This is a genomic window from Providencia rettgeri (genome assembly GCF_013702265.1).
Taxonomy (GTDB): Bacteria; Pseudomonadota; Gammaproteobacteria; order Enterobacterales; family Enterobacteriaceae; genus Providencia; species Providencia zhijiangensis.
Window position 1 is genome coordinate 2,644,936 of the sequence record NZ_CP059348.1, and the last position, 16,084, is coordinate 2,661,019.

16 protein-coding genes are annotated in these 16,084 nt (G+C 42.9%); 7 read left to right on the forward strand and 9 right to left on the reverse strand.

What is annotated here, in order from left to right; genetic code table 11:
- Positions 1 to 23: 23 nt before the first annotated feature.
- Complete coding sequence (gene zipA / locus H0913_RS12135) at positions 24 to 1,067, reverse strand: cell division protein ZipA (RefSeq protein WP_154639237.1); 1,044 nt, start codon at positions 1,065 to 1,067, stop codon at positions 24 to 26.
- A gap of 219 nt (positions 1,068 to 1,286) precedes the next feature.
- On the opposite strand from zipA, the gene cysZ reads away from it, so the two are divergent.
- The 5 genes from cysZ to crr all read left to right on the forward strand — a co-directional run bounded on the left by cysZ (position 1,287) and on the right by crr (position 6,298).
- Positions 1,287 to 2,051: a sulfate transporter CysZ gene (cysZ, locus tag H0913_RS12140; RefSeq protein WP_154639236.1), complete on the forward strand. Its 765-nt coding sequence runs from the start codon at positions 1,287 to 1,289 to the stop codon at positions 2,049 to 2,051.
- Between the two features lie 255 nt (positions 2,052 to 2,306).
- Positions 2,307 to 3,263, forward strand: a complete 957-nt coding sequence (cysK, locus tag H0913_RS12145) for a cysteine synthase A (protein ID WP_154639235.1) — start codon at positions 2,307 to 2,309, stop codon at positions 3,261 to 3,263.
- 355 nt (positions 3,264 to 3,618) lie between these two features.
- Complete coding sequence (gene ptsH / locus H0913_RS12150) at positions 3,619 to 3,876, forward strand: phosphocarrier protein Hpr (protein ID WP_006658608.1); 258 nt, start codon at positions 3,619 to 3,621, stop codon at positions 3,874 to 3,876.
- A 136-nt stretch (positions 3,877 to 4,012) separates the two neighbouring features.
- On the forward strand, positions 4,013 to 5,740 hold the full coding sequence (ptsI, locus tag H0913_RS12155) for a phosphoenolpyruvate-protein phosphotransferase PtsI (protein WP_154602689.1): 1,728 nt from the start codon (positions 4,013 to 4,015) through the stop codon (positions 5,738 to 5,740).
- Positions 5,741 to 5,788: 48 nt separating this feature from the next.
- A complete protein-coding gene (gene crr, locus H0913_RS12160) occupies positions 5,789 to 6,298 on the forward strand; it encodes a PTS glucose transporter subunit IIA (RefSeq protein ID WP_154602688.1) in 510 nt (169 codons plus the stop codon).
- Positions 6,299 to 6,407: 109 nt separating this feature from the next.
- Here crr and cysM read toward each other — a convergent pair whose 3' ends face one another.
- The 8 genes from cysM to H0913_RS12200 form a co-directional block, all read right to left on the reverse strand.
- A complete protein-coding gene (gene cysM / locus H0913_RS12165) occupies positions 6,408 to 7,292 on the reverse strand; it encodes a cysteine synthase CysM (protein ID WP_181477327.1) in 885 nt (294 codons plus the stop codon).
- A gap of 81 nt (positions 7,293 to 7,373) precedes the next feature.
- Positions 7,374 to 8,462, reverse strand: a complete 1,089-nt coding sequence (cysA, locus tag H0913_RS12170; RefSeq protein ID WP_154639234.1) for a sulfate/thiosulfate ABC transporter ATP-binding protein CysA — start codon at positions 8,460 to 8,462, stop codon at positions 7,374 to 7,376.
- 2 nt (positions 8,463 to 8,464) lie between these two features.
- Complete coding sequence (gene cysW / locus H0913_RS12175; RefSeq protein WP_036949527.1) at positions 8,465 to 9,325, reverse strand: sulfate/thiosulfate ABC transporter permease CysW; 861 nt, start codon at positions 9,323 to 9,325, stop codon at positions 8,465 to 8,467.
- Positions 9,325 to 10,155, reverse strand: a complete 831-nt coding sequence (cysT, locus tag H0913_RS12180; RefSeq protein ID WP_036949525.1) for a sulfate/thiosulfate ABC transporter permease CysT — start codon at positions 10,153 to 10,155, stop codon at positions 9,325 to 9,327. The genes cysW and cysT overlap by 1 nt, the downstream gene beginning before the upstream one ends.
- Positions 10,155 to 11,177, reverse strand: a complete 1,023-nt coding sequence (gene cysP / locus H0913_RS12185; RefSeq protein WP_181477328.1) for a thiosulfate ABC transporter substrate-binding protein CysP — start codon at positions 11,175 to 11,177, stop codon at positions 10,155 to 10,157. Before cysP ends, cysT begins: the two co-directional genes overlap by 1 nt.
- A 225-nt stretch (positions 11,178 to 11,402) precedes the next feature.
- On the reverse strand, positions 11,403 to 12,299 hold the full coding sequence (locus H0913_RS12190) for a Dyp-type peroxidase (RefSeq protein ID WP_036949519.1): 897 nt from the start codon (positions 12,297 to 12,299) through the stop codon (positions 11,403 to 11,405).
- Between the two features lie 236 nt (positions 12,300 to 12,535).
- A complete protein-coding gene (locus H0913_RS12195; RefSeq protein ID WP_181477329.1) occupies positions 12,536 to 13,120 on the reverse strand; it encodes an RpoE-regulated lipoprotein in 585 nt (194 codons plus the stop codon).
- Between the two features lie 101 nt (positions 13,121 to 13,221).
- On the reverse strand, positions 13,222 to 13,653 hold the full coding sequence (locus tag H0913_RS12200) for a GNAT family acetyltransferase (protein ID WP_154602716.1): 432 nt from the start codon (positions 13,651 to 13,653) through the stop codon (positions 13,222 to 13,224).
- 136 nt (positions 13,654 to 13,789) lie between these two features.
- Between H0913_RS12200 and hemF the strand changes: the two genes are divergently transcribed.
- Together hemF and H0913_RS12210 are read left to right on the forward strand one after the other, a co-directional pair.
- Positions 13,790 to 14,713: an oxygen-dependent coproporphyrinogen oxidase gene (gene hemF / locus H0913_RS12205; RefSeq protein WP_181477330.1), complete on the forward strand. Its 924-nt coding sequence runs from the start codon at positions 13,790 to 13,792 to the stop codon at positions 14,711 to 14,713.
- 149 nt (positions 14,714 to 14,862) lie between these two features.
- Positions 14,863 to 15,993, forward strand: coding sequence for a M4 family metallopeptidase (locus H0913_RS12210; protein WP_154602682.1), 1,131 nt, complete (start codon positions 14,863 to 14,865; stop codon positions 15,991 to 15,993).
- Positions 15,994 to 16,084 lie beyond the last annotated feature (91 nt).

Genomic DNA, 16,084 nt, shown 5'->3' on the forward strand with positions numbered 1-16,084 from the left:
ACCCCCTGAATCGGGGGTTTTAATTAACTTAATGTATTTCGAATTCTAGCATGATACACCTCTATTTTTTGAGGTGTCAGTATTTTTCGTTCATCATCCAACACAACACCACCTGCATCTGATGCAATACGTTGTGCCGCTTGGAGCATTAATTTAAAGTTCTGGCTAGCTTCACCATAAGACGGCACCATCATAAAGATAGAGACACCCGGCGTGGTGAAATCAGACATGGCTTCTGGGTCAAATGACCCCGGTTTCACCATATTTGCCAAACTAAACAATACTGGCCCCGATCCCGCCGGATGAACGTGACGGTGGAAGATATTCATGGCACCGAATTGGAAGCCAGCCTGAAGAATACTTTGTAGTAATGCTTCACCTTCAAGAACCTGCCCATGATGCGCGGCAACATGCAGTACCAGAACAATTTCCTTTTCGTTTGCAACTGCCGCTTTTTCTGCCGGTGCACTAGGTGCTTCGTGCTCTACCTCGGTATGGGGCTGAGCCACAGGTTGTACTGCTTCTTGATGAGCAGAGACTTGTGGTACAGACTCTGGCTGTGCAGAAACATGAATCTTTGGCTCTGTATGAATGCGTACAGGTTCTGAAACATGTTCTTGTAAATCAGCTTCATCCACCATATTAATCGTCAATTGCTCAGGGGCATGGCGATTATCAACATGTGGAGCAAACACAGGCTCAGAAGCTGTTGGTTTAACTGGCTTTGAAGCAGGTTGTGGTGAGTGCTCCGCAGTTAAATTAAACTCAGGCTCAGCGTCACGTTGAATTGTATGGGGTTGAGAGACAGGCTCAGCGCGCGGCTCCTCTTTCACCATATAGATAGGCTGATCTTCAACAGCGGCTTTTTGTACCGGTTGATTTTCAGTAAACAGAGCAGAATCATCATATTCTGATGAATTTTCCTGCGTGTCATTCTTTCTACGTTTTACAGGTCTGTCGCGAAATAACTTAGAGCGCTCTTTACGGCTGGTCCATAAACCATGCAGTAATAAAGCGACAATGGCTATCGCACCTACGACCACTAATATTAGACGCAAATCCTGCATCGCTGCTATCTCTAGTTGATGAATAATGATGCCATCACGGCGGAAACTACCTTAAGATTATTTCTCAATTGCTCTAAGTGCAACCCTCAGAACGATTTTCTTACAAGAAAGAGAATATCCCGCCTTCGTTTGCTGCTTTTTTATACAAAATTATCACTAGTCAGTGTAATTTCATACCTATATGATACATGCTCACCCGCAAAGGAGATAATAAGAAGTATGACCCAATCGACATTTTCGCCACAAAAAAATCACTCTGGTTTTTATTACTTTTCACAAGGGTGGCGACTAATCACTCGTCCTGGCATTAAGCGCTTTGTTCTTTTACCCCTACTAGCAAACATTCTGCTTCTTGGGGGCGCTTTTTGGTGGTTATACAGTAAGCTTGGTGGATGGATTGATCAGGTTATGAGCTACATTCCTAGCTGGCTACAATGGCTTGACTATCTGATTTGGCCTGTCGCCGTCATTTCTATCTTACTGGTTTTTAGCTATTTTTTTAGCACGATTGCCAATATCATCGCTGCACCGTTTAACGGCTGGCTATCAGAGCATTTAGAAGCAGAACTAACCGGTAAGCCCGCTCCAGATACGGGTATGGCAGAATTACTAAAAGATGTACCACGCATGATTAAACGAGAATTTGTGCGAATTGCTTACTATTTGCCGCGAGCCATCGTGTTATTGGTGCTGTTCTTCATTCCAGGTATTGGGCAAACTGTTGCGCCCGTTTTATGGTTCCTATTCGGCGCTTGGATGATGTCTATTCAATATTGCGATTACCCATTTGATAACCATCGCGTTGGGTTCAACGACATGAAACAAGCACTCTCAAAAGATCGAGTGAATAATATTCAATTTGGTGGTGCAGTCAGCTTATTAATGATGATCCCAATTTTAAACTTAGTCATCATGCCCGTTGCGGTTTGTGGCGCAACCTTAATGTGGGTTGATCGTTATCGCGCTCGTTACGCGCGCTATTAGTCCTTCTCGAAATTAACACTTTCTAGGGATATGCAGGTACCTATCTGCATATCCTTCTCAACGGCTTCTGCTCTCAATCCAGCCCAATACCAGACTTTTCATCTTAGTTATAATAACGTGACTTTAAATAACCCACGGTTATATTCTAGCGTTAAATCATATTTGCAATAATCAGATGTTCGAGTATGTTGAATTCATATTCAATTTTGAAAACACACCTAATTCTTGGCTAACCGTTAATTTTAAGGATGTCCCATGAGCAAAATTTATGAAGATAATTCGTTGACCATTGGAAATACCCCATTAGTGCGTTTACAGCATTTTGGCAACGGTAATATTTTGGCAAAAGTGGAATCTCGTAACCCAAGCTTCAGTGTGAAATGCCGTGTGGGCGCGAACATGATTTGGGATGCTGAGAAAAAAGGCATCCTGACAAAAGATAAAGAACTGGTTGAACCAACAAGCGGAAATACAGGTATTGCCCTCGCCTACGTGGCTGCGGCTCGCGGTTATAAACTAACGCTAACCATGCCAGAAACCATGAGCGTAGAACGCCGTAAACTTCTAAAAGCCCTCGGTGCTAATTTAATCCTGACTGAAGGCGCCAAAGGTATGAAAGGCGCCATTGCTAAAGCGGAAGAAATCGTCAACAGCAACCCAAGTAAATATCTGCTATTACAGCAGTTTAGTAACCCAGCCAACCCAGCTATTCACGAGAAAACGACTGGGCCTGAGATTTGGAATGATACCGATGGCAACGTAGATGTCGTTGTTTCTGGCGTTGGAACTGGCGGGACAATCACAGGTATTGGCCGCTATTTAAAGCAGACAAAAGGGAAAAAAGACGTGGTGATGGTTGCCGTTGAACCCGCAACTTCGCCAGTGATCACTCAAGCTCTTGCAGGTGAAGAAATTAAGCCGGGACCTCATAAAATCCAAGGTATCGGTGCTGGTTTTATCCCTGGCAACTTAGACCTTTCTATTATTGACAAAGTCCTACAAATTACCGATGACGAAGCGATTTCAACCGCTCGTGAGCTAATGGAAAAAGAAGGCATTTTAGCCGGTATTTCATCCGGAGCAGCCATTGCAGCAGCTGCTAAACTTGCGGCACTACCTGAATATAGAGACAAAAATATTGTAGTCATTTTACCGTCTTCAGGTGAGCGTTACTTATCCACCGCACTGTTTGCGGATATTAATGCCGAATAATGATAGTTAGGTTAACATTACGTTAAAAAAGCACCAATTAGGTGCTTTTTTTGTGGGTGAGATCATAGATTAGCACGGATTGGGATGATTTATTATCCGGCATTTAGTATTAAACATAGTAATTATTTCACACCTCGAAATTAATCATTTTTTAGCCACTCACTGATTGAATGGCGAAATACTCACTAAAAGCGTCGTGTGAAATTTAAGCTAAATAAATGATAATTTGGTTGATACCAAACAAAGTAGAAAACCAAATGAATCGTTGATAATCTAAATTATACGCATGCTCAGCATATTTCATCTACAATAGGCTGTGTCATCATAAAAAACTTAAAATCACTGAGGAAATATTATGTTCCAGCAAGAAGTTACTATTACAGCACCTAACGGTTTACATACTCGTCCTGCGGCTCAATTCGTTAAAGAAGCAAAAGCATTTACTTCAGATATTACTCTGAGTTCAGGCGGCAAATCAGCTAGCGCAAAAAGCCTGTTCAAACTACAAACATTAGGTTTAACCCAAGGCACCGTAGTCACCATTTCTGCTGAAGGTGAAGATGAGCAACAAGCAGTTGAATTTTTAGTTAAACTGATGGGCGAATTAGAATAAATCTTCACTTTGCCATCTTGTTTTAACGTAATAATTCCCTGTCCCTGAATAGATTATTCGGGGACACCTGCTTAATCACTTATATCTACTGTTGTCTCTGCAACATCAAATCTCCTATCAGTAGTAAGGTAATATTATGATTTCAGGAATTTTAGTATCCCCAGGTTTTGCTTTTGGTCAGGCTCTCATCCTCAAAGAAGATCCTATTGTTGTCAGCACCCGTAAAATCACTGACGAGCAAGTTGATAAAGAGATCCAAAACTTCATTGATGGACGTAACAAATCAGCTGAGCAGCTTAGCCTTATCAAAGATAAAGCAGAAAAAAATCTTGGTGCGGAAAAAGCTGAGATTTTTGAAGGTCATATCATGCTGCTGGAAGATGAAGAATTAGAGCAAGAAATTGTATCTCTCATCAAAGGCGATAAAAAAACTGCAGATGCGGCAGTTTATTCAGTCATTGAAGACCAAGCACAAGCATTAGAAGCATTAGATGACGAATACCTGAAAGAGCGTGCCGCTGATGTACGTGATATTGGTAAACGCCTGCTTAGAAATATTCTGAATATGCCGATTGTGGATTTAAGCGCAATAACCGAAGAAGTTATTCTAGTCGCCCCAGATTTGACCCCATCCGAAACCGCTCAGTTAAACTTAGACAAAGTATTAGGTTTTATCACTGACCTCGGTGGTCGTACTTCCCATACCTCTATCATGGCTCGTTCACTGGAAATTCCTGCGATTGTCGGTACCACCGACGCGACCAGCAAAGTGAAAAGCGGTGATTTTATTGTGTTAGATGGCGTGAACAACACCATTTACCTCAACCCATCTGAAAGCGAAATTGATAAGCTGAAAGCCTTCAGAAATGAATACCTGCAAGAAAAAGAAGAGCTGGCGAAATTAAAAGATTTACCGGCAATGACCTTAGACGGTCATCAAGTTGAAGTCTGTGCAAACATCGGTACTGTGCGTGATGTCGCGGGTGCTGAGCGTAATGGTGCAGAGGGCGTAGGTCTATACCGCACTGAATTCTTATTTATGGACAGAGACGCTCTGCCAACAGAAGAAGAGCAATTCCAAGCGTATAAAGCTGTAGCAGAAGCCATGGGCAGCCAAGCCGTGATTGTACGCACAATGGATATTGGTGGCGATAAAGACTTACCATACATGAACTTACCTAAGGAAGAGAACCCATTCCTTGGCTGGCGTGCAATTCGTATTTGTCTTGACCGCAAAGAAATTCTACACTCTCAATTAAGAGCTATTTTAAGGGCGTCTAAATTTGGTAAACTGCGTATCATGTTCCCGATGGTTATTTCTGTCGAAGAAGTTCGAGAACTGAAAGCAGAACTTGAGATGCTTAAAGAGCAGCTACGAGAAGAAGGCAAAGCCTTTGATGAGGCGATTGAAGTCGGTATTATGGTGGAAACACCCGCTGCCGCAGTCATTGCGCATCATTTGGCGAAGGAAGTTGATTTCTTTAGTATTGGGACGAATGATCTCACTCAATACACTTTAGCGGTTGACCGTGGTAATGAGCTGATTTCACACCTTTATAATCCGATGTCTCCAGCCGTCTTGAACTTGATTAAACAAGTGATTGACGCTTCTCACGCGGAAGGTAAATGGACGGGTATGTGTGGTGAATTAGCAGGTGATGAACGTGCGACCTTATTGCTGTTAGGCATGGGGCTGGACGAATTTAGTATGAGCGCAATCTCAATTCCTCGTATCAAAAAGCTCATTCGTAATGCGAATTTTGCGGATACTCAAGCGCTAGCGGAACAGGCACTTGCTCAACCAACAGCCGATGAATTGATGAAACTTGTCGATACCTTTATCCAAGAAAAAACGTTATGCTAACAGCAGCACATTAGTTCGGTCCCATATAAAACGATTAGGAGAAGGTCCATGGGTCTGTTTGACAAACTGAAATCACTAGTTTCGGAAGACAAGAGTAGCAGTGGCAATATTGAAATTATCGCGCCATTATCAGGCGAGATAGTCAATATTGAAGATGTACCAGACGTTGTGTTCGCAGAAAAAATTGTTGGTGATGGTATTGCTATCAAACCTACCGGAAACAAAATTGTCTCCCCTGTTGATGGTACTATCGGTAAAATTTTTGAAACTAACCATGCATTTTCTATTGAATCTGATGATGGTATCGAACTGTTTGTTCACTTCGGTATTGATACTGTTGAACTCAAAGGCGAAGGTTTTAAACGTATCGCTGAAGAAGGCCAATCAGTGAAAAAAGGCGACGTTGTCATTGAGTTTGACTTAGCCCTGTTAGAAGAAAAAGCCAAATCAACCTTAACACCGGTTGTTATTTCCAATATGGATGAAATTAAAGAACTGAATAAATTAAGCGGTACCGTGACTGTCGGTGAAACAGTCATTATGCGTATTAAGAAATAATTGCGCTAAACCTTCAAAAACCGCTTAATAACAAACCACCAGCGACATTTTTGCCCTGGTGGTTTTTTGTTGGGTTATCTTTTCTAAACGGTTATTTATCAAAAAACGTTTACTTATCAAAAACGCCTGTCGACAAATAGCGGTCACCACGATCACAAATAATCGCCACAATCACCGCATGAGGGTTCTCTTTTGCCACTCGCAACGCACCTGCAACTGCACCGCCTGAACTCACACCACAAAAAATACCTTCACGTTTTGCTAAAGCGCGCATCGTGTCTTCGGCTTCTTGCTGATTAATATCGAGCACAGTATCCACTAATTTGCTGTCAAAAATCCCTGGTAAATATTCAGGAGACCAACGACGAATACCTGGGATTTGGCTCTTTTCAGCGGGTTGTAAGCCCACAATTTCCACATCTTGTGATTGGCTCTTTAAGTAACGACTTACGCCAGTGATGGTGCCTGTCGTCCCCATACTGGACACAAAATGGGTAATTCGACCTGCGGTTTGTTGCCAGATCTCGGGCCCTGTGGTTTTAAAATGGGCTAACGGATTATCAGGGTTATTAAATTGGTCTAAAACCTTCCCTTCGCCTCGCTTAGCCATCTCTTGAGCTAAGTCTCTCGCCCCTTCCATTCCTACTGTCGTACTCACTAAAATAAGTTCTGCGCCATAAGCTTGCATAGACGCTTTACGCTCTTGGCTCATGTTATCTGGCATTAACAGCTTCAATTTGTAGCCTTTCACCGCGGCAATCATCGCTAACGCGATCCCTGTATTGCCACTGGTGGCTTCAATAAGCGTATCTCCCGGTTTGATCTCCCCGCGTTTTTCCGCTTCGTTGATCATCGAAAATGCCGCTCTATCTTTTACTGAGCCGGCAGGGTTATTTCCTTCAAGTTTTACCCAGATTTCCGCCTCTAGACCTTCCGTTAGCCTTTGCAAGCGAACCAACGGCGTATGACCAATAAACTGTTCCAACGTTGACACTGTGTTTTTCCTTATAATAATTTTTTATTGATTGATAATATAATTAACAATTAATTCTAAAATCAATCATCCCTTATTAATCTACGCGCTTTTAGCGAGAGAGGGGAAAAATAATGGGTCTTTACCCTGATAAATTTGTGTTTGTTGGCTGCCAAGATAGTAATTTTCTCCCCTTGTAGGAACAGTACGCGCATCCTGCCATACCACGGACAAGGTTTCCTCACCCCAACCTAAAGGTTGCACCGTTAATTGCCAAAAGTGCCCTCGGGGGCCTGATTCAATGATCCTTACTGGCAATTGGTGCTTCTCATCCATTTCTTTCTGCAAGCGAATATCCCAAGGACGAATAAACACATCGACCTCCCCTTGCTGAGCGCTCACCTGAGCGAGTGGGAAGGTAAAGTTCGCTATCTGCAGCTGTGAACCGCGGATCTGCCCAGGGATTTTGTTAACCTCCCCCATGAATTCAAGCACAAAACGGGTTTCCGGTGATTGCCAAATTTCATTAGGGGTGCCAACTTGTTCGATATGCCCTTGGCTCATCACGACAATGCGATCTGCGACTTCCATCGCTTCCTCTTGGTCGTGAGTCACAAAGACACTGGTAAATTTCAACTCTTCATGAAGTTGACGCAACCAACGACGTAACTCAATACGCACCTGTGCATCTAGCGCGCCAAACGGTTCGTCTAACAGCAAAATTTGTGGCTCTACCGCTAACGCTCTCGCCAATGCTACCCGCTGTTTTTGCCCCCCAGAAAGCTGAGAAGGAAAACGCTCAGCCAAATGGGCTAATTGCACCATCTCAAGCAGCGCCATTGCTTTTTGCTTAATCGCCGCTTTTGAAGGTCGCTGTTTTCGAGGTAATACAGTCAAACCAAATGCCACATTCTCAAACACCGTCATATGGCGAAACAGCGCATAATGCTGGAACACGAAACCAACATGCCTATCTTTTGCATGTACTTGGCTCACATCCTGACCATGGAAACGTAACGAACCGTGGCTTTGCTGCTCTAGCCCCGCAATGATACGCAACAAGGTAGTTTTCCCCGAGCCAGATGGCCCCAATAATGCCACCATTTCCCCTGAGCCGATATCCAATGAGATATTGTTCAGCACTGACGTTTTACCAAACAATTTGCCAACATGATTAATTTCGATACTCATAATTAATGGACTCCTGACTCAGTTTGCTGTCGGCTTAAATGCCATTGCAAAGCACTTTTCACAATCAAGGTAATAATCGCTAATAACGCTAAGATAGCCGCAGCCGTGAACGCGCCTACCGTATTGTAGTCTTGATGAAGCAACTCAACTTGCAGAGGCAATGTGTAAGTTTCACCACGAATAGCGCCAGATACCACAGACACCGCGCCAAACTCGCCAATTGCACGCGCATTGGTTAATACCACGCCATAAAGCAGCGCCCAGCGAATGTTAGGCAGTGTCACTCGCCAGAACATTTTCCAACCCGATGCACCCAATAATGTTGCAGCTTCATCCTCTTGGCTTCCCTGACTTAACATCAATGGCACTAACTCTCTAACGACAAATGGGCATGTCACAAAAATAGTCACTAACGCCATACCCGGCCATGAAAACATCACCTGAATATCAAAGCCTTCTAACCAACCGCCAAACCAGCTATTCGAACCGTAAAAGAGTAAATAGAGTAACCCCGCCACGACAGGCGAAACCGCAAAAGGAATATCAACTAAGGTCAATAACAGCTGGCGCCCCGGAAACTGAAAACGCGTCACCAACCATGCCAGCATCACGCCAAAAACCAAGTTAACAGGTACTGTGATCAAGGCGATAAGAATTGTTAACCCGATAGCATGGAGCATATCTGGGTTACTTAAGTTGACGAGGACTTCACCCAACCCCTTCTCAAATGCAGTAATAAAAATCCAGATAATTGGCACCACCAGCAGCAATACTGAGAAAAACAGCCCAATTCCAATAAGAGCCCATTTTCCCCAATTGATATTTCGGCGTTGAGTGACTGGAAATGGTGTGACTTGCCCCATTAATGCCCTCCTAAGCGTTTACCAAAGCGGCTTTGGATCACATTCACTGTGAATAAAAGAAGCAATGACACCGCCAAAATTACCGATGCAATCGCACTGGCGGCAGGATAATCAAACTGCTGCAATTGGCTGAAAATCATTAAGGAGACCACCTCTGTTTGCCACGCAATGTTTCCGGCGATAAAAATAATCGCCCCAAATTCACCAAGACTGCGTGTAAAAGATAAAACGGTTCCTGCAATCAGCGCAGGAGAAACTTCAGGTAACACAACGCGGCGGAACGTTTGCCAGCGTGTTGCGCCTAGTGTTTGTGCCGCTTCTTCGTATTCAGGCCCTAACTCCTCCAGTACAGGCTGAACCGTTCTGACCACAAACGGAATGCTGGTAAAGGCCATCGCGACGGCGATACCTAACCATGTATTCACCACTTTGATATCGAACTGATGCAGATACTGCCCATACCAGCCTGATGTGGCAAATAAGGTCGCGAGTGTCAGTCCCGCTACCGCGGTAGGAAGTGCAAAAGGTAAATCCACCAACCCATCTAAGAACAAACGTCCAGGAAAGCGATAGCGCGTTAAAATCCATGCCAGCAACATACCAAAAACCGCATTAAACAGGCTTGCGACCAGAGCCGCCAATAAGGTTACTTTATAAGCAGCAACCACTTGAGGGTAACTGATCACAGCCCAATACTGCTGCCATGTCATATCGGAAAGCTGCACCACAAGAGCGCTTAAAGGCAATAACAAAATCAAACAGACGAAAAACAAGCTGCTGCCTAACGTCAGTCCGAAACCGGGTAAAAACCGCTTTCCTGATTTACGCATTAACGACGACCTTGTTCCATAAGTTGATCAAATTCCCCTCCCGTAGAAAAGTGGTTATTCATCACATTGTTCCAATTGCCAAATTGTGATTCCACTGTAAATAGCTGAGTTGACGGGAATTTGCTTTTATTCGCTTCCATTACCTGCTTGTCATTCACACGGTAATTAAAGCGAGTAATAATATTTTGCGCCTCTGGGGTATAGAGGTAATTCAAGTAGGCTTTTGCCGCTTTTTCTGTGCCATTTTTTTGCACATTTTTGTCAATCCACGCGACTGGGAATTCCGCCAAAATATCGATTGGAGGCACGATCACTTCGTAGTCTGATTCGCCGTATTGGCTACGGATGTTATTCACTTCAGACTCAAAGCTAATTAAAACATCCCCTAAACCTCGCTCGATAAATGAGGTTGTTGCACCGCGACCGCCCGTATCAAACACTTCAACGTTTTTCAGGAATTGCTGCATTTTTTCGCGTGTTTTGGGGCTATCTTTCCCATTTTCTTGGTTAAACGCTCCCCATGCTGCTAGATAAGTATAGCGACCATTTCCCGACGTTTTGGGGTTTGGGAATACCAGTTTCACATCACTACGAGCGAGGTCATCCCACGTTTTAATGCCTTTCGGATTGCCCTTACGAACTAAAAACGCCATTGTCGAATAATAAGGTGAGCTGTTATTCGGCAAACGCGCTTGCCAATCCGCCGGGATTAGTTGCCCTTTATCATGAAGAATTTGCACATCGGTCACTTGGTTAAACGTCACCACATCCGCTTTTAATCCTTGCAAAATGGCCAGCGCTTGCTTTGATGACCCCGCGTGAGACTGCTTGATGGTCAGTGGATCATTAGGATTTTCCTGCGCCCACTGTTTTTCAAATTCAGGGTTTAATGCCGAAAATAGCTCTCTTGAAATATCATAGGAACTATTCAGTAATTCCGTCGCGGATAGGGATGCGCTACTCATTAACGAGAACATCGCCAAACTCGCTAAGCCTGTATTTTTAAAAATTGATTTTTTCATATGATCCCTACTTGTGACTAAACCCAAACATAATCTAAAAAACAATGTATATGTTTTGGTTATAACTTTGTAGTTATCAATCATCTTTTGATATATCAAGTTGGAATAACAAAGAGGTTATAGCAATAAGCCATAAAATTCAGAGGGAATTGAAGAAGTTAATACAATGAGGAAGGTTCATTCAAGCTGCCGCTATCCGCGACAGCTTGAATTGTCACGATAAGATTATAGAGATAATAATCTTTCAATTGATGGCGCGTAGTAATAGCTGCCAGAAACGGCTTTAGTCATGCGCAGCAGATCATCGTATTTACCGTCAGTTTCACCAAACATGCTCAGTAATTGCTGTTCAATATTATGGATCGTTGCGCAGTAGGCAATAAAGAATAAACCGTGTTTACCGCTTGCCGTGCCGTATGGCAAGCTATGGCGCATAACAGAGAGTTCTTCCCCCTCTTCTTCAATCACTACGCGAGAAACGTGAGAAGTTTTATTACGTGCATCTTCGTCTAATTCAACGCTATCGTGTTTAGTACGACCAATCATTTTCTCTTGTTCATGTTCAGAGAAACGAGACCATTTTTTTAGGTCATGCTCATAGCGCTGTACCATGACATAGCTGCCACCAATGTCATCGCCTTGATTAATCAACGTCACTTCAGCAATTTCTTCGCCTTGAGGGTTTTCTGTACCATCAATGAAACCGCTTAAATCTCTATCTTCAACCCAACGGAAACCATGAATTTCTTCAACCACTTCAATGGATGAACCAAATGCTTTTAGCGCGGCTTGCGCCAGAGAAAAGTTAATGTCATGACGTAATGACTGAATATGAATAAACATATCGCGCTGAGTTGCCGGCGCTAGCCCTTTGCCGAGCGTACGAAATGGCTTTAATTCTGGTGAAACGGCGGAGTGTCCGAGCTGCTTCCAAACATCTGAACCAAATGCAATCACGGCACCAAGACGATCATCAGGGAATTTTGCTTGTAGTTTGGTTAATTCATCAACAAAAATCTTGCACCCTGATTTCACCTCTTCGAGCGATCCGGTCACCATGGCTTCAATAAAAATACCAAAACGACTATGTTCCTTCAAAATACCACTTTGGGAATGAGACATGCATAAACCCCTTAGAATGAATAAATTACACAAACCTATACTTTAAATTAGTTTATCGCATTAATAATGATTTTCACCTTGTTTTAACGCAAGAGTTGGTCAGTCTAGAAAATATCAGAAGGGTCTGACGAGAGAAAAGGATAAATAGGAATATTATCAGTAGATTAGAACCGTAAGTTATTGCCTATTAAATCGAATAACTTACGGCCTTTCGTCCAAAATCTTAGCTAAGTAACTTATTTATGCCAAATAATTTGCGACACTTTCCATGTTTTCAACACTTCATCCGCAGGCATTAAATTCTCTGGACCTTGCCATTTCCCGCTAAATTTATAAACCACTTTGCTACTTTGCGGTGCAACACACAGTACCGTCGGCACATTATCAACCGCTTCCCCTAAGGAGCATGAGCCGTAAGCCTTCTGGTAAATGTCACTAAACTCAGTACCAATTTGGGTATCCCATTCAGTGAGCATATCAGGATCATTCACGACAATACGAGATACCGTGCCTTTTTCAGGGCCAAAGACTTCGACTTCAACGTCTAAATCTTTCATAGCTTGAAACACAGAAACCATTTCACCATTTTCAAGCTGCATACCACCACGTACTGCATAGCGGTCATCCAGTTGATTGTTAATCACATCACGATCCATTGGGGTCAAACTTGTGATTGCCCCCACGCCGGCTTCTGAAATCATCAGAGGGCTATGAAACCATGTGGATGGTGAGAATAGGCTTTTACCAGCACAACCCGATAGCATCACCGCGCCACCGAGTAGAGAACCTTTAAATAAGGTTACGAATGCGTTTTGGGACATATCATCCTCTTTAGCGGGTCATATAATGCATACTGAGACCGTTCATTTCATAAAAGATTCACGCTATTTGCTAAACCTTCAAGAAAATAATCACTGGTAGTTTAGAAATCCACTTCGTGAGTCAATCTTTTCGAATAGATCAAACGCTCAGCTTGCTCTTCTTCATATAACATTTTTTCAAACATGCAGATTGCCGAGTCAGACTCTTCGCTGACCAACAATTCAATTCTGCCACAACCACGGGCTATCAATTTTTTCTCTAAACGACTCACTAACGCATTAGCAATACCGCGCCCACGAAATTCAGGATGAACGGCTAAATACACAGCGGTACCACGAATTCCATCGTAGCCCCCCATAATGGTTCCGACCACTTCACCCGATACCTCGGCGACAAGGAAAAGATCGGCGCCGCATTGTAGTTTACGCTCAATATCTAATTCAGGATCACCTGAAATTTCATTCAATTGGCAACGTTCCCACAATGTAAGCACTTCTTCATAATCATTTTGGCGAAATATGCGTATTTCCATCATCTTGTCCGTTTGAGCTAAACTGTCTGCCATTATCACTGCTTTTGATACACAATCAATAATCAATATGCCTTTTTTACCTCAACGGGGTATACTTTACCCAATTTATTTCTCCCGACGGTTTTATTAAAAAACAATGAATTACCCAGATATTGAACGCGTGAAAGCCTATTTGCAAAGCTTGCAAGATACCATCTGCCAGAAAATCACAGAATTAGATGGCAAAGAAACCTTCCTTGAACAAACTTGGGAACGCACTGAAGGTGGCGGTGGACGCAGCCGAGTCTTAACCCAAGGTGCACTTTTTGAACAAGCCGGCGTGAATTTTTCACATATTAAAGGTGAAAAAATGCCCGCTTCAGCGACAGCACATCGCCCGGAATTAGCAGGACGTAGCTACCAAGCCATGGGCGTTTCATTAGTTATCCACCCTCTCAACCCTTATATACCGACTACACATGCCAATGTGCGCTTTTTCATTGCTGAAAAAGAAGGTGCCGATCCTGTATGGTGGTTTGGTGGTGGTTTCGATTTAACCCCCTATTATGGATTTGAAGAGGATGCAGTCCATTGGCATACCGTCGCCAATGAACTTTGCACCCCTTATGGAACAGAGGTTTACCCTAAATTCAAGCAGTGGTGCGATGACTATTTCTTCTTAAAACATCGCAATGAGCCCCGTGGCATCGGCGGATTATTCTACGATGACCTCAACCAATGGGACTTTGAGTCTTGCTTTGCATTCACTCAGGATGTCGGCAATGGCTTTTTACAAGCCTATGTACCTATTGTCGAAAAACGTCGAGAGATCCCATGGGGTGAACGAGAACGCCAATTCCAGCTTTATCGTCGTGGACGCTATGTGGAATTTAACCTTGTCTGGGATAGAGGCACACTATTTGGCTTGCAAAGCGGTGGGCGCACAGAGTCTATTTTGATGTCTATGCCACCATTAGTACGTTGGGAATATGACTATCACCCAGAAGCGGGTAGCCCAGAAGCTAAACTGTATACCGATTTTTTGATCACCGGTAAAGATTGGCTCACACACAATAAATAATACAAACTTTTGTAATTAATCAGATTTCTATCTGCTGATTTTCATAATAAAAATTAGCAGGTATTGATTTAATTACTTAATTATCATGTAGTTACAATAAAATCACAACCGTTTATGATTCCATTTCGTTAAACAAAATGGAGTTATAAATGAATCAGATACTTGGTCGTTCACTATTATCACCTAGCTTAATCTCTCACTTCTATCAAGAAAGCCAATGCAATGATTTGAAATCAACCCTATTTCATATCAATGATATTATGAGCCGCACTTACACTGAAGAAGATGCGAGCTATCAACGTCAATTATTGGCTAACGCTTGTAATATCACCGGTGGTACCTACAACCGAGTGATCCGTGATGCCCAACAACGTGTAGAAAATTACACTCACAACCACTCCAGCTTACCTATTTGCCGTCGCGAAGAGATGCCAGCTGATGAGCATATGGCACATAATGATTTCGCCGTTATTATGCGAGAAGAGGATAAGGTGGCGCCGACTGTACCGGCACATCGTGTGTTCGCAGCTATTGGACTGATCCGTTCATTCCTCAAGGAGAAACTCAATATTGACCAAATGTTTGGTTGTGATGCTGATATCAATGCGGTTATCCATTATGACAAAAACTACTCCAATGCATTTTGGAATTCTCAAGCTATTTTCTTTGGGGATGGTGATGGAACTGTTTTTGGCCCGTTCTACAACGATATTGACATAATCGCTCATGAACTTGCTCATGGATACATTAGTTCACAAGCTGATTTTGACTATGTCGATCAATCTGGTGCGTTAAATGAATCGGTGGCTGACGTTTTAGGCATCATGGCGAAACAATATGTTCTAAAACAAACTGCGACACAATCTAACTGGTTGCTGGGTGAGAATTTATTCATTGATAAGAGAAAGGGGCCGGCATTACGCTCAATGAAAGAGCCTGGTACCGCTTACTATTTCACTAAATCAAATAATGACCCACAAGTGGGACATATGGACCAATATCGCGATTTACCTCGCTATGTTGATAATGGCGGTGTGCATATTAACTCAGGTATTCCAAACAAAGCCTTCTATTTACTGGCAACAAAATTAGGTGGTTATTCGTGGGAAATAGCAGGGAAAATCTGGGTTGCAGCGGTATCGGATCCAAGCGTCTCGAATACTGCGACATTTATTGAATTTGCACAAGCAACAATTCGTTCAGCGAAAAAACTGTTTGGTGATCAAATTGAATTGGCAACACGCCAAAGCTGGCTAGATGTTGGGTTACAAGTCCAATAAAAATGAAGTGCAATTTGTGATTTTCACACCATTGTCGGCCCACAGAGAGGCTGACTTTTATCTAAATCGTTGATCTAAAATCATAATAAAA